The following is a 17310-nucleotide window of genomic DNA, read 5'->3' as shown; positions in this document are numbered from 1 at the left end:
CGGGGCATCCCCCCTGGTCTTTAGGGGTCTCATGTCGCGCACCGGATGGCCCGGATCGATCGCGATCCTGGTGATACTCGGAATCCTGGCCATCGGCCTGCCACTGGCGAACGCCGTCGTCGCCGACGACGCCGTGCCGCTCGCGGCGGGCACGGTCATCGAGGTCGGCCAGGAGTTCGACGGCGGCTCGCGGCCCGTCTCCATGCTCGTGCCCGCCGGATGGGCGCTCGACGAGGGCGCGTCGTCGCTGTCGGAGTCGGTGTCGCTGGTCAGCGGCGGGGCGACCGTCCAGCTCAGCGTGATCGACGCCGAGGCGGCCACCCCGCAGGAGCTCTGGACCGGCCAGCACCTGATCTTCAAGGCGCAGGGCGTGCCCGTCAAGGCCGAGAGCCCCGTCCCGATCACGACCACGCAGGGGGTCCCCGGCCTGGCCGCCATGATCAGGGTGGACGACCACATCGGCACCCAGGCCGTCTTCGCCGCCCCCGAGCAGGGCGCGAGCGTCCTGGTGGCCGGCGACCCGGCCGCCATCGCCTCCCGCAGCGACGACATCACCCGGATGATCGCCTCGATCCAGTTCGCCGGAGCCCCCCGATGACCGGCCGCCCGGCCTTCTGGGTCTGGCTTCTCGGCGTCGTCATGGGCGTCCTGCTCGTCTACACGACGCTCGTGCCGCAGGCCCGGGTGTTCACGATCGGCACCCTGATCGCCCTGTGCGTACTGGTGCCGGTCCTGCTGGTCGCGTTCTGGCTGTTCACCCGCATCCGCCCGCTGCGCGCCGCGCCGATCGGCTACGCGTGGATGGCCCTGGCCTGGGGCGGCCTGGCCGCGTTCGCCGTCGCGTTCCTGGCCAACACCGCCTTCAGCGCCATCCTCAGCAAGACGACCGCCCCCCTCTTCGCCGACCGCTGGGCCGACGCCATCGTCGCGCCGCTCGACGAGGAGACCGCGAAACTGGCCGGCGTCGCCCTGATCGCGCTGATCGCCCCATGGGTCATGTCGGGCGCCCTGGCCGGATTCGGCTACGGCGCGATCATCGGCCTGGCCTTCCAGATCGTCGAAGACCTCCTGTACGTCTTCAACACGATCATCGCGACCGGCGGCATCGAGCAGAGCGGCGACACCGTGGAATCGCTGATCGCCCGGCTGGTGTATTCGGCCTGGTGGAGCCACTGGGCCATGACCGCGGTCGCCGGAGCGGGCCTGGGCTACGCCATCGCCCGCACCGACCGCACGCCCGCCACACGGGTCACGGTGGCCGTCTCGGCCTGGATCGTGGCCATGTTCATGCACGCCTGGTGGGACTCGCCCCTGCTCCCCGACTCGACCTTCGCCAAGGGGATCCCCCTGCTGGTCATCGCGATCGTGGTGTTCATCGCGGCACGCCACCTCGACCGGCGGTCAATCGCGTACGGAGATCCCCAGCGCGTGAGCCATACGTGGGGCAAGGTCGAGTAGCTGGGTCATCGAGATCGTGGCCCCCCGCAGAGACTCGACGCCGTCGGCGATCCCGATCGACCGGGCCTTCCTGAAGTCGACCTTGGTGAACGTGGCCTTGTCGAACCTGACGTCCTCGAGGTCCGTGCCGGGAAAGGTGACCTCTCTGAGCTTGGCGCCGGCGAAGTCGACCTCCCGGAGCAGGCAGTCTTCGAAGGTGACGTTCCGCAACGTGGCCTGCCGCAGGTTGACGGAGTCGAGTTTGCAGTTGTGGAAGACGACCTGGTGAACCTTCGACCCGAACATGGGGACACCGGACATGGCGCTGGAGAGGACCTCGACGTCGAACCAGTCGCTCTCGGCGAGGTTCACCCCGATCCACCGGACGGTGTGGAACCAGACGTCGTTGTAACGGCTCCGGTCCATGCGGCTGTCGTTGATCGTGACCTGCTGGACCGCCGACTCCATGAACCGGGCGCCGACCGTGTTGACGTCGTCGAACGTGGCGTCACGAAGGTGGACGCCGTCGTAGTCGCCCTCCCGCTCGAGCTCACCGGTCAGAAGTTCGAGGTAGGGGGCGTAGGGGAGGTCTTCGAGTTCGCGCGGCATCGCGCCATTCTCGCAATTTAGCGCGCCGGTACGTCGATCCGCCCGAACACCAGCGACCCCGACGCCCGCTGGTCGTCGCCCGACCAGAACTCCGCCCACAGTTCGCCGAACTCCGTGCGGGACAGGTAGCCGTCGTCGTCGCCGTCGAGTTCGTCGAAGACGTCGTCGGTGTCGGTCGGCACGCCGGTCCAGCCCACGATCATCTGGTTGTACTCCCGGGCCGAGATCAGGCCGTCGCCGTTCGCGTCGACCGCGTCGAACATCGACAGCGCCGTGGTGGCCATCGCGTGGGGCATCTCGTTGAGCCGGTCGACGATCACCATCACGTCGTCGAGGGTGACCCGCTCGTCGCCGTCGCGGTCGGCCGTCAGGAGGGTGGCCCACCAGTTCATCATGATCGAGTAGATGCGGCCCTTCGGCTGCCCCTGGATCGCCGCCCACCGGCTCGCCAGCGCCTCGAAGTCGGACTCGGTCAGGTAGCCGTCGCCGTCGACGTCCATCGCGCGGAAGACACCGGTGATCTTGCGGTACTGGAACTTGGTAGCCATCGGGCCACTCCCTTCACAGGTGGGGGGACCTTGATGGTCACCAACCCGGGCGAGCGGCCACGATGACACCCTGAGTGACAGTTGTCTTACTGGGAGTGATCCGCCGTGAAGCCCATGATCTGGCGCCACGCGTCGTCGCAGGCCTCGGCCCATTCGGCGAACGAACGGTCGAAGAACGAGTGGGGGGCGCCGTCATAAATGACAGACGTGTTGGGTGTGCCTGCGGCGTCGAGGGCGGCGGTGAAGCCGTCGAACTCCTCCGGGGTCGACGCCGTGTCGGCGCCGCCGCGCAGCAGCAGGATCGGGGCGCCGGGCGTGGACGGCACCTCGCCGATGCGGCGGATGGCGCCGTAGAAGCCGATCGCGCCGGCCAGTCCGCTGCCGTGGGCGCCCAGCCGCCACGAGTGGGAGCCGCCGAAGCAGAAGCCCACGGTGAAGACCGGGGCGGGCAGTTCGGCGCGGGCGGCGGCGACGTCCTGGTCGACCTGTTCCGGGGTGACCTGGGCGATGTGGGGCTGCCAGTCGAAGTCTTCGCCCCGATCGTCGGTTTCGGCGGTGCGGCCGAAATAGTCGATGGCGATGGTGTGGAAACCCGCCTCGGCGAACCGGACGGCCAGGTCCCGGTAGTAGGGATGGAGGCCGCGGATGTCCGGCAGGATGATCACCGAACGGCCGTTGGGCTCGGCGGGTTCGGCCCGGTAGGCCAGGAAGCGGGTGCCGTCTTCGCTGGTCAGCGTGGTCTGCTCATGAGAGGCGACCGCCCCCGCCACCGGCGGCGCGGGTGGCCTGCTGTCGGTGCTGTGACACATGGGGCGATCTTGTCACACGGGTTTCGGCAGGCCCGCGATCACCATCCCGATCAACTGGTGGTAGCTCTCGTCGATGGCGTACGGGAGACCGAAACCGCCGACCGTCTCGATGACGACGAACCCGTGGATGGCGGCGCGCAGGGCACGCGTCGCGTGGATGGCCTGTTCGCCTTCGAGCCCGTACGACCGCAGCGCGGCCAGGATGATGTCGATGATTTTCTGGCCGGCCTTCGACAGCTCCGGCGAGGCGGTCTGGATCATGGCGGCGTAGCGGCCGGGGTGGTCTTTCGCGTAGCCCCGCCAGGCGTCGGCGTAGGCGCGCAAAGCGTCTTCGCCCGACCGGCCGGCGACGGCGGCGGAGCCTCGGTCGGCCAGTTGGTCCATCACCCTGATCGACACGAGTTCGGTGAGTTCGGCCAGGTTGCGCACGTGCTTGTAGAGCGAGGGCGTGGCCACTCCCGCCCGGGCCGCGACCGCCGACAGGGTGACGGCGGCCGGGCCGTGCTCGTCGACGATCGCCATGGCGAGGTCGACGACGATCTCGGGCGTCAGGCCCGCCCTAGCCACGCGTGTGCTCCGCGAGGAACGGCAGCATGACGTCGGCGACTTCGTCGGGGTACTGCGCGTGGGGGTAGTGCCCGGCGCCCGGGATCATCGCGACGGTCCCCGCCGGGGTCTCCGCGACGATCCCCTCGGCCTCGGCCCTCGGGTCGCCCCAGTCGGGGTCGCGGTCGCCCATGACGACCAGCGCGGGGGCCTTGAGCAGGGGCAGTTTCCTCCCCGCGTCGACCGGCGGGTTCATGCCCATCTTCGCCACGACGTCCATGTGCAGCGTGGTCTCCAGAGTGCTCAGGTAGGCCTGCCAGTCGGCGGGCTTGCGGCCCGGGTAGGCGTGGTCGAGGTATTTCTTCCACAGTTTCACGCTGCGCAGGGCGGCGGTCGCCATCAGCAGCATGATCCCGCGCCGGTGGTGCCCGTCGCGCAGCAGGGCGCCGAAGTCCGTCTTCTGCGCCCGCGTGAACGGCCCGACCAAAACGACCGCGGCGACCAGCTCGGGCGCGTCGACGGCCGCGATCGTCGCCGACCCGCCGGCGAACGAGTGACCCACGACGACGGCCGGACCGCCGAGCTCCCTGATCAGCGCGACGAGGTCGTTCGCGATGTCGGTACGCGTGTAGGAGGCCCACGTGGTGGACGAGTCGCCGTGGCCGCGCAGGTCGACCGAGGCGACCCGGTAACCGGCCGCGACCAGCTTCGGCGCCAGGAACCGGAAGGCCTTGCGGCTGTCGCCCATCCCATGGGCCAGGACGACCAGAGGGCCGTCGCCGTCGATCTCGTAGGCGATCCGGCCACCCTCGTGCTCCAAATAGCTAATGCTCATAGCTGAGAAGCTAATAGCTTTAGCCGCTCTCGTCAAGGCAGCGGGCGGCCCTGCTCTGGAAGTAGCGCTGTCGCGGCAGGCTCGTGGACGCCTCCGCGGCGTCGAGATAGGCCTTCCGCGCCGCCGTGCGATCGCCCGACATCTCCAGCAGATGGGCCCGTACGCCCAGCACCCGGTGGTCGACCGGCGAGATCGTCTCCAGCGCCGCCAGGCCGGCGGCCGGCCCCTCGCTCATGGCCAGGGCCACCACCCGGTTCAGGGCCACGACCGGGGTGGGGGTCATCTCGTAGAGGACGTCGTACAGGGCGCGGATCTGGGGCCAGTCGGTGGCGGCGGGGGCCGGGGCCTCGTCGTGGAGGGCGGCGATGGCGGCCTGGAGCTGGTAGGGGCCGGGCTCGCCGCATGGGAGGGCCTCTTCGAGCAGGGCGACGCCTTCGGCGATCTGCGCCGGGTCCCACAGCGAGCGGTCCTGCTCGTCCATGGGGATCAGGGCGCCGCCGGGACCGGTGCGGGCGGCGCGGCGGGCGTCGGTGAGGAGCATCAGGGCCAGCAGGCCCGCCACCTCGCCGTCGCGGGGCAGCGTGCGGCGGAGCATCCGGGTCAGCCTGATCGCCTCGCGGGCCAGTTCGACCCGTTGCAGGTCGGGGCCGGAGGTGGTCGCGTAGCCCTCGTTGAAGATCAGGTAGAGGACGTGCAGCACCACGCCCAGGCGGTCGGCGCGGTCGCGGGGCAGGCCGAAGGGCTGGCCGCTCTCTTTGACGGTCTTCTTCGCCCGGGTGATGCGCCGGGTCATGGTCGCCTCGGGGACCAGGAAGGCGCGGGCGATCTCGGCCGTGGTCAGGCCGCCGACGGCGCGCAGGGTCAGCGCGATCTGCGACGCCGGCGACAGCGACGGGTGGCAGCACATGAACAGCAGCACCAGGGTGTCGTCCCCGGCGGCGGGCGGGTCGGCCGGCACGGGGGTCCAGCGGGCCGACGCCTCCTCGCGCTCCCGGCGGGCCTGCTGGCTGCGCAGCAGGTCGGTCAGGCGGCGGGCGGCGACGGTGATCAGCCACGCCTTCGGGTTGTCGGGCACCCCGTCGGCCGGCCACTGGGTGGCGGCGGCCAGGAGCGCCTCCTGGACGGCGTCCTCGGCCGTGTCGAAGTGGCCGTAACGGCGCACCAGCGCGGCGAGGACCTGCGGCGCGTGCTCGCGCAGCAGGTCCTCCACGCCGGGCCGGTCGGTCATTCGAACATGTCGTCGAAGTGCTCCATGATGGGCCGCACGTCGACGTACTGGCCCTCGGCCTCCTGGCCGGGCGTGCGGGCGAGCCGGGCGGCGATCTCGGTGGCCCGGTCGAAGCCGGCGCACTCGACGATCGTGTAGCCGACCAGGACCTCCTGGGTCTCCGGGTAGGGGCCGTCGGTGACGACCGGCACCCCGCCCTTCATGGAGATCCGGCGCGCGTGGACGGGCGCCGACAGGCCCTTGGCGTCGACGAACTCGCCCGACTCGACCAGGTCGTTGTTCCACTTCTCCATGAACGCGTGCATCTCGGCCACTTCGGGGCCGCCGGTCGCCATGGCGTCGAAGTCACGCTGTGAGCCGTACAGCATGATCATGTATTTCATGATCTGTTCTCCCTTCGCTCACCCGATACGTCGGAGCCGGGGACTCCCGCCGGACATGTCCGGAACGACAAAATACGGGGCATGACGGAGGTCACATTCACCCATGTCGGCGGCCCGACGTTACTCATCGAGTTCGAGGGTCTCCGGTTGCTCACCGATCCGACCTTCGACGCGCCCGGCCGGACCTACGACTTCGGCTTCGGCACCTCGTCGACCAAGGTCGCCGGACCGGCGCTCACGCCGGAGGAGATCGGGCCGGTCGACGCGGTGCTGCTCACCCACGACCACCACGACGACAACCTCGACGCCGCCGGGCGGGCCTTCCTGAAGGACGTCCCGCTGGTGATCACCACCCACTCGGGGGCCGGCCGGATCGGCGGCACCGGGCTGCGCCCTGGCGAGAGCACCCGCCTGAACGACGTCAAGATCACCGCCACCCCCTGCCGGCACGGGCCGCCGCTGAGCCACCCCATCGTCGGCGACGTCATCGGGTTCGCCCTCGAATGGCCCGGCCAGGCGCACGGCCCGTTGTGGATCACGGGAGACACCGTCCTGTACGCCCCCCTGCGCGAGACCGCCCGCACGCTGAAGCCGGGCACGGTGGTCTTCCATCTCGGCGGCGTCCGGTTCCCGATCACCGGGCCGCTGCGCTACACGATGACCGGTCGTGACGCGGTGACCCTGCTCGGCGACATGGCTCCGGCCAACGTCTTCGCGGTCCATTGGGAGGGCTGGTCGCACTTCCGCGACGGCCGGGAGGGCATCGTCCAAGCTCAGCTGCCGTTGACCTGGTTCCCCATGGGCGAGGCGCTGACGGCGGAGGTCTAGTTTTCGAGCGCACGGTCTGGGGCATTCGCCCGATATGCGAGTAATCGTGGTTGGTGCGACCGGAAACGTCGGCACGAGTGTCCTCGCGGCGCTGGAAGCGGATCCCGAGGTCACCTCGATCATGGGGGTGGCCCGTCGGCTACCCGGATTCACAGGGGGGAAGACCAGCTTCCGCGCGGCGGACATCTCCACCGACGATCTGGTGGAGATCTTCACCGGGGCAGACGTGGTCATCCACCTCGCCTGGCTCTTCCAGCCCATGCGCAACCCGATCCTGACCTGGCGGAACAACGTCATCGGTGGGATCCGGGTCTTCAACGCCGTGGCCGAGGCCGGCGTGCCCGCGCTGGTGTACGCCTCCTCCGTCGGCGCCTACTCGCCCGGCGGTCTCGTCGACGAGAGCTGGCCCACCCACGGCTGGCCCGGGGCGCCCTACGGCCGCGAGAAGGCCTACCTGGAGCGGGTCCTGGACGTCTTCGAGCGCGACCACTCCGGCATCCGGGTGGTGCGGATGCGCCCCGGGTTCATCTTCAAGCGCGAGGCCGCCACCCAGCAGCGCCGGCTCTTCATGGGCCCGCTCGCCCCCCGGCCGGGCCGGATCCCGGTGGTGCCCGACATCCCGGGGCTCAAGTTGCAGATCCTGCACACCGACGACGCGGCCCAGGCCTTCCGTCTGGCGGCCACCCGGCCGGTGCGCGGCGCGTTCAACATCGCCAGCGAGCCGGTGCTCGACATGCCCATGGTGGCCGAACTGGTCGACGCCCGGCTGGTGCCGGTGCCCGCCGGGCTGGCCCGCCTCGCGGTCTCGGCGGCCTGGCGGCTGCGGCTGATCCCGACCATGCCGGGGATGCTGGACATCGCCCTGCACATCCCGGTCATGGACACCTCGCGGGCCCGCGAGGAGCTTGGCTGGACGCCGACCCACGACTCCCAGGAGGCGATCCTCGCCTTCCTCAAGGGGCTGCGCGAGGGCGCGGGCATGGACACCGGCCCACTCAAGCCGGAGGAGGGCCTGCCGGGACGCGTCCGCGAGGTGTCGTCGACGGGGGTGGGCAGCCGCCCCTGAGAGGTCAGCTCACACCGGCCGGGACCGGGGTGTCCTCCTTCTCCACGGTCTCGCGCAGCGGGGCCGGGCGGAAGAACAGGGTCGCGATGACGCCGAGGGCGGCGATCACGGCCGAGACGAGGAAGATGTGGCCGGTCGCGTCGGCGAAGGCCACCGGGAGCGGGTTCTTCACCGCGTTCTCGGCGACCTGGTCGGCCAGGATCGCGCCGAGGACCGAGACGCCGATGGTGCCGCCGAGGGAGCGGAAGAAGGTGATCGCGCCGCTGGCGGCGCCCAGGTCGTGCAGGGCGACGGTGTTCTGCAGGGCCAGCACCAGGTTCTGCATCGACATGCCGACGCCCGCGCCGACCAGGACCATCGCCGGGATGATCCACCAGATCGAGGTGGTGTGGTCGATCCGGGACAGGCCGAGGAAGCCGACGGTGAGGATGACCGAGCCCGAGATGATCCACGGGCGGACCTTGCCGGTGCGGGAGATGATCTGGCCCGAGATCGCCGAGGAGAGCAGCACGCCGGCCATCATCGGGATCGTCATGAGCCCGGCCTCGGTGGGCGTGAAGCCCCGGCCGACCTGGTAGTACTGCCCGAGGAAGACGGCGCCGCCGAACATCGCCATGCCGACCGCGAGGCTGGCGAGGATGGCCAGGGCCGGGGTGCGCCGCTTGATGACGTGCAGCGGGACGACCGGGTCCTTGACCCGCGACTCCACGAAGGTGGCCAGGCCGAGCAGGACGACCGAGCCGCCGACCATGACGGCGCTCTGCCAGGAGATCCAGTCGAACGAGTTGCCGACGAAGGTGATCCAGATGAGCAGCACGCTGACGCCGGCCGCGATGAGGCCCGCACCGGCGTAGTCGACGGTCACGTCGCGGCGGACGGTCTCGACCTTGAGGGTCTTGAACAGCAGGGCCCACGCGATCACGCAGAACGGCACGGCGATCCAGAAGCACCAGCGCCAGCCGAGCCACGAGGTGTCGGCGATGACGCCGCCCAGCAGCGGGCCGCCGACCGTCGCCACGGCCATCACGCCGCCGAGGTAGCCGTTGTACTTGCCGCGCTCCTTCGGCGGGATCATCGCCGCGATGATCACCTGGACGAGCACCTGCAGGGCGCCCATGCCGAGGCCCTGGACCGCCCGGAAGCCGATCAGCTGCGCGGTGTTCTGCGCGAACCCGCAGGCCAGCGAGCCGAGGAGGAACAGGCCGACGGCGACCTGGAGGAGGGTCTTCTTGTTGTAGAGGTCGGCGAGGCGCCCCCAGATCGGGGTGGTCGCGGTCGCGGTCAGCAGAGAGGCGGTGACGACCCAGGTGTACTGCGACTGGGTGCCCTTCAGGGCCGTGATGATCTGCGGCAGCGCGACCGAGACGATCGTGCTGGAGATCATCGCGACGAAGAGCACGAGCAGGAGGCCGCTCAGGGCCTCCAAGATTTGGCGGTGATTTTTGCTCACGAGGCAAGTTTACCCATTGCGCAAATTTGCGTGCCCAGTAGGGTGCCACTCGTGGGACTGAGAGAGCGGAAGAAGGCCGAGACCCGGCAGGCGGTCCACGAGGCCGCGCTGCGGCTGACCGTCGAACTGGGCTTCGACGCGGTGACCGTCGAGGCCATCGCCGACGCCGCCAACATCTCGCGGCGGACGTTCTCCAACTACTTCGCCGGCAAGGAGGACGCCGTCCTCTACGGCGAGGAGCAGCGCATCCAGGACCTCGTCGAACGCATCCGCCGCCGCCCCGAAGGCGAACGCGCCTGGCCCGCGCTCTGCCGCGCCTCCGCCGAGCTCTACGAGGACCAGGGCAAGGAGGCCGACCGCGAATGGGCGATGCGCACCCGGCTGGCCCGCCGGCACCCGGCGCTGCTCGCCCGCCAGCTGGCCAACCAGGCGCTGCTGGAACAGGAGATCGCCGTCGAGGTCGCCGCCCGCGAGGGCCTCGACGATCACACGCTGCGTCCGCGCGTGATGGCGACGGCCTTCCTGGCGGCGCTGCGCGTCGCGATCATCGTGTGGCTCGACGAGCGCGAGTCACGCCCTCTGGGGGAGGTCCTTCAGGCCAGCCTCGCCGAGATGGGCGACAGCTTCACCGGGACCTGAAAGTTTCGGAGTAACGTCTCAAACATTTCTCTGTCGTTTCCCGCTGGCAATGCCTATCCTGCCGATACGAGAAATTTCACTGCCTGTCCTGCCTGGGCAGGCTGTCACTTTCCGTGCCCCCTGACCGGGTTCATGGTGGCTCGAAATATTTCGAAACGGTGGTGGCCGTGCGGGTTGACCGACACCTCACGCTTCCCGACCTGCTCGCCCGCCGGGCCGCCGAGCAGGCCGAGAAGACGGCGATCGTGGTGGCCGACGTCGGGGAGATCACGTTCGGCGACTGGGACCGGCGGGCCGACGCGACGGCGCGGTCACTCGTCGAGCGGGGGCTGTCGCCCGGCGACCGGGTGGCGCTCGTCTTCGGGGAGCGCGACTGGATCGACTACGCGGTCGCCTGGTGCGGGGTGCTCCGGGCGGGCGGTGTGGCGGTGCCGCTCTCGGAGCGATTAGCCCCCGCGGAGATCGACCACGCGATGGCCGACTGCGGCGTCGTACAGACGATCTCCAAAGAGACCTCGGCCGAACTGGCCGCGAACGACACCGCCCCCATGGGGCGGGGACTCGGGCCCGAGAAGCTGGCCCAGATCATCTACACCTCCGGCACGACCGGCCGGGCCAAGGGCGTCGGCGCGACCCACGCCAACCTGGCCTTCGGCACCGATCCCCGCCATCGCCGGCTCGCCCATTCCCGGCACTTCCTGCACGCCTTCCCGATCGGCACCAACGCCGGGCAGAACATGTTGGTCAACGCCCTCGACGCCCACCCGGCCGCGCTGACGACACCGATGTTCACGCCGGGGCGCTTCGCCAGGCTCATCGAGACCCACCGGGTGGGCACGGTGTTCGTGGTCCCGTCGCACGCGATCCAGCTGCTCAACGCGGGCGTGCACGAACGGCACGACTTCAGCTCGGTCAGGCTGCTCGGCTCGACGGCCGCGAACCTGCCGCCGTGCGTGGCGGCCGGGATGGCCAAGGCGTTCCCGAATGCGACGATCGTCAATTACTACACCTCGACCGAGGCCGCGCCCGCGCACACGGTGATGATCGTCGACCCGGCCCGGCCCGCCTCGGTCGGCCGCCCCACGCAGGGCGGCGACCTGCGGATCTCGGGGCCCGACGGCGAGACGGTGAAGCCGGGGGAGACCGGCGAGATCTGGCTGCGCTCCCCCGCCGGGAGCCGCGTCTACTACGGCGACCGGCAGGCCACCGACCGGGTGTTCCGCGACGGCTGGGTGCGCATGGGCGACCTGGGCTATCTCGACGACGACGGCTACCTCTACCTGGTCGACCGCGAGGGCGACGTCATCGAGTCGGGCGGGCACAAGGTGTCGACGCTCCAGGTCGAGGCGGCGCTGCACGAACACCCCTCGGTCGCCGAGGCGGCCGTGGCCGGCCTGCCGCACCCGGTGCTCGGCCGGGTGACCGGGGCGGCGGTGGTGACCCGCGCCCCCGTGACGCCCGCCGGACTGCGCGCCTTCCTGCTCGACCGGCTCGCGCCGCACGAGCTCCCCAGCCGGCTGGTGTTCGTGGCCGAACTGCCCAAGAACCACCTCGGCAAGGTGGTGAAGCCCCGCCTGCTCGACCTGATCGGGCCGGCCCACACGCCTCCGGGACGGACACGATGAAGGCCTCTCCCATGCAGCAGGGCATGTGGACCGCCGCCCGGCTCGGGGCCGGGACCGCCTACCACCTCCCGGTCTCGATCTGGTTCGACGGCGACCTCGACGTGCCCGCCCTGCTCGCGGCCTGCGCCGCAGTGGTGGCCCGGCACCGGGTGCTGTCGACGCTGGTGACCGAGTCGGGCGATGTCGTCGAAGGGCCGGCTCCGACGGTGTCGGTGACCGCCGAGGCGACGCCCGAGTTCGTCGCCGCCGAGGTCGCGCGGCCCTTCGACCTCGACCACGGCCCGCTCGCGCGCTTCACGCTCGCGCCCGCCGGCGAGGGCCGCCACCTGCTGCTCTTCGTGGCCCACCATCTGGTGTTCGACGGGCTGTCCCAAGACGTCCTCGTACGCGACCTCGCCCGCCACTACGGCGAATCGAGGGCGTCACGGGAGCCGGTCGACTTCGAGCCGCCGGCTCCGACGCCGCTCGACGTCCCCCCGGTCGGGTTCACGCTGCCCGGTCAGCGCCGGTCTGACCGGTTCGGGCCGGGGGAGCAGATCAGGGGCGACGCCGCGGTGCTCGCGTCGGCCGCCGCCGTCGCGGAGGCGGCCGGGGTGACGACGTTCGAGGCGCTGCTGGCGGGCGTCCACGCCCTGCTGTTCCGGTACGGGACCGAGACCCCCGCCGTCCTGGTCGACGTGACCACGCGCGGGCGCGAGACCCGCGACCGCATCGGCCCCTACGTCAACGAGCTGCCGGTCATCACCTGGCCGCGTGACGCGCTGCCCTTCGACGACTTCGCGCGGGAGGTGCGGGCCCAGGTCCGCGGCCTCGACCGCACGGCCCGGCCGTCGCGTACGCCGTCGACCCCCGTCTCGCTGAGCTACCGCCGCGCCGGGAACCCGCCGGACTTCCCCGGCCTCGACGTCACGGTCGAGCACGCGATGTTCGCCGGAGAGGTGCGCGGCCCGCTGCACCTCCAGGTGGTCGACGGGCTCGGCACCTGGCTGCGGTTCAACCCCGAGGCGCTCGACCGGGAGACGGTCGTCCGGTTCTGGGACGCGCTGGGCACGCTCCTCGCGCACGCCGCCGCCGAGCCCGGGGTGGCCGTCGGCGAACTCGACGTCATCCCGGCCGCCGACCGGGAGAAGCTGCTCGTCACCTGGAACGACACCGCCGTCGACCACCCGCCGGTCACGCTGCCCGAGCTGTTCGCGGCCCAGGTGCGGAAGGCCCCGCACGCGGTCGCGGTCCGCCACGACGACCGGACGCTGACCTACGCCGAACTCGACATGGCCGCCGGGCGGCTGGCCGGACGGCTGCGGCGGGCCGGGATCGGCCCCGGCGACCTCGTGGGGTTGAAGATCCCCCGCTCCGACGACCTGCTGATCGCGCTGCTGGCGGTGCAGCGGACGGGGGCGGCGTACCTGCCGCTGGATCCCGGCCATCCGGCCGAGTGGATCGAGATGATCGTGGCGGACGCGCAGCCGAAGCTGGTGCTGACCGACGCGCGTACCGACGACCACGAGGGCTATCTGCGGCTGATCGCGCCCGACGACCTCGCCTACGTCGTCTACACCTCGGGCCCGGCCGGGCGGCCGACGGGCGTCGAGGTCACCCACGGGAACCTGGCGAACCTGCTGCTGTCGATGCGGGACCTGCTCGGGCCGGGGCCGGACGACCGGTTGCTCGCGCTCACCTCACCGGCGGTCGACATCTCGGCGCTGGAGTTCTACCTGCCGCTGATCACCGGCGGCCGGGTGGTCATCGCGGGAACGGGGGCCCTCGCCGAGCCCGCCGAGGCGCAGGGGGTGACGTACGCACCGGCCACACCCTCGCCGACGCCGGAACTCGGGCAGCGGTTCGACCGCGTGGTCAGCCTCTACGGATCGGCCGAGACGACCATCGCAAGCATGCTCTCCGAAGACGGCTCCATCGGGCGGCCGATCGCCAACACCGTCGTCCGCCTGCTCGACGAGAAGCTCCGGCTGGTGCCGGTCGGGGCGCCGGGTGAGCTGTGCGTCGGCGGCGCGGGGGTGGCCGCCGGCTATCGATGGCAGCCCGAGCTGACCGCCGAACGGTTCGTGAAAGACCCGTTCGGAGGGCCGGACGACCGGCTCTTCCGGACCGGCGACCTGGCCCGTCACCGCGACGACGGCACCATCGAGTTCCTCGGCCGGACGGACGACCCGGCACCCGTGCGCGCTGCCGAGTTCGTCGAGCCCCGCACCGACACCGAGACGCTGGTCGCCGGCGTGTGGGCCGAGGTGCTCGGGCTGGCGGAGGTCGGCGTCTTCGACGACTTCTTCGCGCTCGGCGGGCATGCGCTGCTGGCCGAGCGGGTGGCCTCGCGGCTGCGGGAGGCGCTGGAGTTGGACGTACCGATGAAGACGGTCTTCGAACGGCCCACCGTGGCCGGGCTGGCACTGGCCGTCGAGCAACTGCGTGATCTGGAGATGGCATGACCGATGAGCTCAGGGTCCGGCTGGCCGGCATGATCGCGGACGCCTCCGGCGGCGTGATCAGTTCCGACGAGGTGCTGGCCGGGCGGCACACACTGTCGGCGCTGGGGCTGACGTCGCTGGCCCGGATCAGCCTGATCGACACCATCGAGGACGTCTTCGGCCTGGAGTTCGACCTCAGCGGCGACCTGTCGTCGTTCGAGGACGTCGACACCCTCGTCGCGGCGCTGAAATGAAGATCGAGTTCTCCGGCGCCACCGAGGGGGAAGCGCCGCTGACCTGGGGGCAGCGGCTGATGTGGCGGGCCGTCCACCTGATGGGCGCCAGCCAGAACTACCTGAACTGCCCCTTCGTGTTCCCGGTCTACGGGCGCAAGGACCTGTCGGTGGTGCTCGACGCGCTGCGGGTGCTGATCGAGCGGCACGAGGCGCTGCGGACCACCTTCTCCGACGCCGGGCAGCGGGTCTTCCGCGACGGCGTGCTGGAGGTCGAGCTGGTCGAGGCCGGCACCGATCGCGGGCTCCGGGTGGCCGACCGGGTGGCCGCCGAGATGGCGCACATCGTCTTCGACCACGGCGCGGAATGGCCGCTGCGCTGCGCGATCGTGCTCAAGGACGGCCGCCCGTTCGCGCTGGCCTGCGTCTTCACCCACCTGGCGGTCGACTACCAGGCCCTCGCCCTGCTGGCCGAGGAGTGGAAGGCCCTGTTGAAGGGGGCCGCGCTGCCGCCGGTGGCGTGGCAGCCCCGCGACCAGGCCGGGCTGGAGGCCTCCGACGCCTGGCAGGCCCGGTCGGCGCGGTCGATCGCCTACTGGCGCGACGTGCTCGCCGACGTCCCGCTCGACGTCTTCGACCATCCGCCGGGCGAACCGGAGGACCCCCGGTTCATCGAGGTCATCATGGACTCGCCCGCGCTGGCGGTGGCCGCCACCCGGCTGTCCAACCGGCTCACGGTCAGTTCGACCAGCGTGATCCTGGCCGCCTGCGCCGAGGTGCTGGCCGAGGTCAGCGCACGCTCGCGGGTGGTCATGCAGCTCGTGCACAGCAACCGCCGCGACGCCAGGACCCGGGGGATGGTCGGCACGGTCGGCCAGGACGCCCTGATCGTCCTCGACCGTCCGGAACACGACTTCGCCGAGTTCTGCCGCACCACCCATCGGGCCGCCCTGCAGGCCTACCGCAACGCCCACTACGACCCGGCCGCGATGACCGTGATGCGCGAGAAGGCCGGCGGTCACGACCTGGACGCCTTCTTCAACGACCGCCGGGCCGCCCCGGGCTGGCCGGCCCTCCCGCCCGACACCGACCTGTCGGTGGCGACGACCAGGACGTACACGAAGAACGCCTGGCCGGGCGTCAGGTTCAAGGTGTTCTTCACGGTCGGCGCCGACGCGGGCACCGGCCTGCTGAGCCTCATCGCCGACACCGCCTACCTCCCCAGGGACACGGCGGAGTCGATGTTGCGCAGTGTCGAGACCCGGCTGGTCGGGGCCGTCTAATCGGCGATCGGGCGGCCGAAGTCGATCGCCGCGAGGATGCCCTCGTGGGTCGTGGTCCGCAGCTGGGCGTCCGGCCGCAGGCCGAGCGCGTCGTTCACGGTCGAGAACGCGATCCGGAGCGCCACGAACGTCGTGATGTCGAAGATCTGCGCGTCGGTGAACCCGGCGGCGCGCAGCTCCTCGACGTCGGCCTCGGTCGTCGCGTGGGGCCGCCTGGTGACCTTGCGGGTCCACGCGGCGACGGCGCGCTCGTCCTCGGTCAGGCCCTCGTCGGCGCCGGTGAGCACCGTGACCGCCGTCTCCGGGTCGGCCCAGGACGCGAGCTTGTTGCCCCACGCGAGCGCGCAGTAGGAGTTCCCGTAGGCGACCGCGCAGGCGGCCACCATGATCCCCCGCAGCCGCAGCGGCAGCCCGCGCGTGACCACTCTGGCCAGGCCGAAGATGCCCTCGGCCACCTCGGGCCGGTAGCCCCAGAAGCGGGTGGCGTTCATGACGTACCCGAGCTCTTCGAGGTCGACCTGGGCCTCCGCCGGGTCGGCCTCCATGTCGGCCAGGAAGCTGCTCATCACGCCCCCTTCCGGGCCAGGTAGCCGACCACGTCGATGGCCGCCCGGAGCGGCAGGCCCGCGCGCAGCCGTTCTTCGGCCCCCTTGATCGCGGCGTCGGCGAACGCGTCCTCGCCGATGTTCTGGATCGCCTCGTACGCCGGCCCGGTCGCCGCCAGCGCCCGCGCGTAGGTCGCCGGGTCGGCGAACTCCCACGCGAACGGCACGGTCACCCGCCGGACGTCGGTGAACCCGAACGTCTCCAGCAGTTGCTCACCGGCCCCGGGACGTCCGAGGGCGACCATGTTCCGCTGGTTGTCGACCTTCGGCGCGGTGGCCAGCCGGAACGGCGCCAGCGCCCACGCGCCCGTCGACTTCTTGATGTGCCCCCACACGGTCAGCCCGAGCCGGCCGCCGGGCTTCAGCACCCGGTGGATCTCCCGCAGCGCCAGCGGCGTGGTGCCCCAGACCCCTCGGAAGCTGGTGACGGCGTCGAAGGACGCGTCGTCCCAGGGCAGGTCGTGCATGTCGCCGACGCGGACGTCCGCGTCGGGGTTGCGGTCGCGGGCCACCGCGACCAGCCGGGCCGAGGCGTCGATGCCCGCGCCCAGGGCGCCCCGGGCGGCGGCCAGCTCCAGGGCCAGCCCCGCGCCGCAGGCGACGTCGAGTATCCGGTCGCCGTCGCCGATGCCCAGGTGCTGGTGCATGGCGACGTATTCTCTGCAGTTCCCCGGTTCGCTGAGCGTCGCGAAGTCGACCGCGCGGCGACCCCACCCCTCGTCGACCAGCGTCCAGGCCGTCGAATCGTACATTTCCCCTGTTT

19 protein-coding genes are annotated in these 17310 nt (G+C 71.2%); 9 read left to right on the top strand and 10 right to left on the bottom strand.

Annotated features, from left to right (window positions below):
- The first annotated feature begins 31 nt into the window (after positions 1 to 31).
- Positions 32 to 598, top strand: coding sequence for a hypothetical protein (locus FDA94_RS39225; RefSeq protein ID WP_170990976.1), 567 nt, complete (start codon positions 32 to 34; stop codon positions 596 to 598).
- The gene (locus FDA94_RS16370; RefSeq protein ID WP_170990975.1) at positions 595 to 1458 is read left to right on the top strand and encodes a PrsW family intramembrane metalloprotease; all 864 of its coding nucleotides are present in this window, start codon (positions 595 to 597) and stop codon (positions 1456 to 1458) included. Before FDA94_RS39225 ends, FDA94_RS16370 begins: the two co-directional genes overlap by 4 nt.
- Here FDA94_RS16370 and FDA94_RS16365 read toward each other — a convergent pair.
- The 7 genes from FDA94_RS16365 to FDA94_RS16335 form a co-directional block, all read right to left on the bottom strand.
- Positions 1402 to 2046, bottom strand: a complete 645-nt coding sequence (locus FDA94_RS16365) for a pentapeptide repeat-containing protein (RefSeq protein ID WP_137247926.1) — start codon at positions 2044 to 2046, stop codon at positions 1402 to 1404. The genes FDA94_RS16370 and FDA94_RS16365 overlap by 57 nt on opposite strands.
- Positions 2047 to 2063: 17 nt before the next feature.
- Positions 2064 to 2594 carry an EF-hand domain-containing protein gene (locus tag FDA94_RS16360; protein ID WP_137247925.1) on the bottom strand — a complete coding sequence of 177 codons (531 nt, stop codon included), beginning with the start codon at positions 2592 to 2594 and terminating at the stop codon, positions 2064 to 2066.
- 86 nt (positions 2595 to 2680) lie between these two features.
- Complete coding sequence (locus FDA94_RS16355; protein ID WP_137247924.1) at positions 2681 to 3403, bottom strand: dienelactone hydrolase family protein; 723 nt, start codon at positions 3401 to 3403, stop codon at positions 2681 to 2683.
- Positions 3404 to 3415: 12 nt separating this feature from the next.
- Positions 3416 to 3970 (bottom strand): TetR/AcrR family transcriptional regulator, encoded by a 555-nt coding sequence (locus FDA94_RS16350; protein ID WP_137247923.1) that lies wholly within the window; start codon positions 3968 to 3970, stop codon positions 3416 to 3418.
- Positions 3963 to 4784 carry an alpha/beta fold hydrolase gene (locus tag FDA94_RS16345; RefSeq protein WP_137247922.1) on the bottom strand — a complete coding sequence of 274 codons (822 nt, stop codon included), beginning with the start codon at positions 4782 to 4784 and terminating at the stop codon, positions 3963 to 3965. The genes FDA94_RS16350 and FDA94_RS16345 overlap by 8 nt, the downstream gene beginning before the upstream one ends.
- Before the next feature lie 19 nt (positions 4785 to 4803).
- Positions 4804 to 6012: an RNA polymerase sigma factor gene (locus tag FDA94_RS16340; RefSeq protein ID WP_137247921.1), complete on the bottom strand. Its 1209-nt coding sequence runs from the start codon at positions 6010 to 6012 to the stop codon at positions 4804 to 4806.
- The gene (locus FDA94_RS16335) at positions 6009 to 6395 is read right to left on the bottom strand and encodes a YciI family protein (RefSeq protein WP_137247920.1); all 387 of its coding nucleotides are present in this window, start codon (positions 6393 to 6395) and stop codon (positions 6009 to 6011) included. The genes FDA94_RS16340 and FDA94_RS16335 overlap by 4 nt, the downstream gene beginning before the upstream one ends.
- Positions 6396 to 6476: 81 nt before the next feature.
- Here FDA94_RS16335 and FDA94_RS16330 point away from each other — a divergent pair, with 81 nt between their 5' ends.
- Both FDA94_RS16330 and FDA94_RS16325 read left to right on the top strand, forming a co-directional pair.
- On the top strand, positions 6477 to 7223 hold the full coding sequence (locus FDA94_RS16330) for an MBL fold metallo-hydrolase (protein WP_137247919.1): 747 nt from the start codon (positions 6477 to 6479) through the stop codon (positions 7221 to 7223).
- Between the two features lie 46 nt (positions 7224 to 7269).
- Entirely contained in the window at positions 7270 to 8289 is a 1020-nt protein-coding gene (locus FDA94_RS16325; protein WP_246059963.1) for an NAD-dependent epimerase/dehydratase family protein, read from the top strand.
- A gap of 4 nt (positions 8290 to 8293) precedes the next feature.
- Here FDA94_RS16325 and FDA94_RS16320 read toward each other — a convergent pair whose 3' ends face one another.
- Positions 8294 to 9739 carry an MDR family MFS transporter gene (locus tag FDA94_RS16320; RefSeq protein WP_281286592.1) on the bottom strand — a complete coding sequence of 482 codons (1446 nt, stop codon included), beginning with the start codon at positions 9737 to 9739 and terminating at the stop codon, positions 8294 to 8296.
- 51 nt (positions 9740 to 9790) lie between these two features.
- Here FDA94_RS16320 and FDA94_RS16315 point away from each other — a divergent pair, with 51 nt between their 5' ends.
- From FDA94_RS16315 to FDA94_RS16295, 5 genes are all read left to right on the top strand, one after another.
- Positions 9791 to 10378 (top strand): acyl-CoA-like ligand-binding transcription factor, encoded by a 588-nt coding sequence (locus tag FDA94_RS16315; protein WP_137247917.1) that lies wholly within the window; start codon positions 9791 to 9793, stop codon positions 10376 to 10378.
- 167 nt (positions 10379 to 10545) lie between these two features.
- Positions 10546 to 12003, top strand: coding sequence for a class I adenylate-forming enzyme family protein (locus FDA94_RS16310; RefSeq protein ID WP_137247916.1), 1458 nt, complete (start codon positions 10546 to 10548; stop codon positions 12001 to 12003).
- Positions 12000 to 14447, top strand: a complete 2448-nt coding sequence (locus tag FDA94_RS16305; protein WP_137247915.1) for an AMP-binding protein — start codon at positions 12000 to 12002, stop codon at positions 14445 to 14447. Before FDA94_RS16310 ends, FDA94_RS16305 begins: the two co-directional genes overlap by 4 nt.
- Positions 14444 to 14680: a phosphopantetheine-binding protein gene (locus FDA94_RS16300; RefSeq protein WP_137247914.1), complete on the top strand. Its 237-nt coding sequence runs from the start codon at positions 14444 to 14446 to the stop codon at positions 14678 to 14680. The genes FDA94_RS16305 and FDA94_RS16300 overlap by 4 nt, the downstream gene beginning before the upstream one ends.
- On the top strand, positions 14677 to 15942 hold the full coding sequence (locus tag FDA94_RS16295; protein WP_137247913.1) for a condensation domain-containing protein: 1266 nt from the start codon (positions 14677 to 14679) through the stop codon (positions 15940 to 15942). Before FDA94_RS16300 ends, FDA94_RS16295 begins: the two co-directional genes overlap by 4 nt.
- Here the strand turns inward: FDA94_RS16295 and FDA94_RS16290 are convergent.
- Both FDA94_RS16290 and FDA94_RS16285 read right to left on the bottom strand, forming a co-directional pair.
- Positions 15939 to 16508, bottom strand: a complete 570-nt coding sequence (locus FDA94_RS16290; RefSeq protein ID WP_137247912.1) for a carboxymuconolactone decarboxylase family protein — start codon at positions 16506 to 16508, stop codon at positions 15939 to 15941. The two genes, FDA94_RS16295 and FDA94_RS16290, sit on opposite strands and share 4 nt — an antisense overlap.
- Positions 16508 to 17299: a class I SAM-dependent methyltransferase gene (locus FDA94_RS16285; protein WP_137247911.1), complete on the bottom strand. Its 792-nt coding sequence runs from the start codon at positions 17297 to 17299 to the stop codon at positions 16508 to 16510. Before FDA94_RS16285 ends, FDA94_RS16290 begins: the two co-directional genes overlap by 1 nt.
- Positions 17300 to 17310: the final 11 nt, after the last annotated feature.

It is taken from the genome of Herbidospora galbida (assembly GCF_005233835.1).
Taxonomy (GTDB): domain Bacteria; phylum Actinomycetota; class Actinomycetes; order Streptosporangiales; family Streptosporangiaceae; genus Herbidospora; species Herbidospora galbida.
The sequence above is the reverse complement of the archived record's forward strand: the minus strand, read 5'-3'. Positions and strand labels throughout refer to the sequence as shown.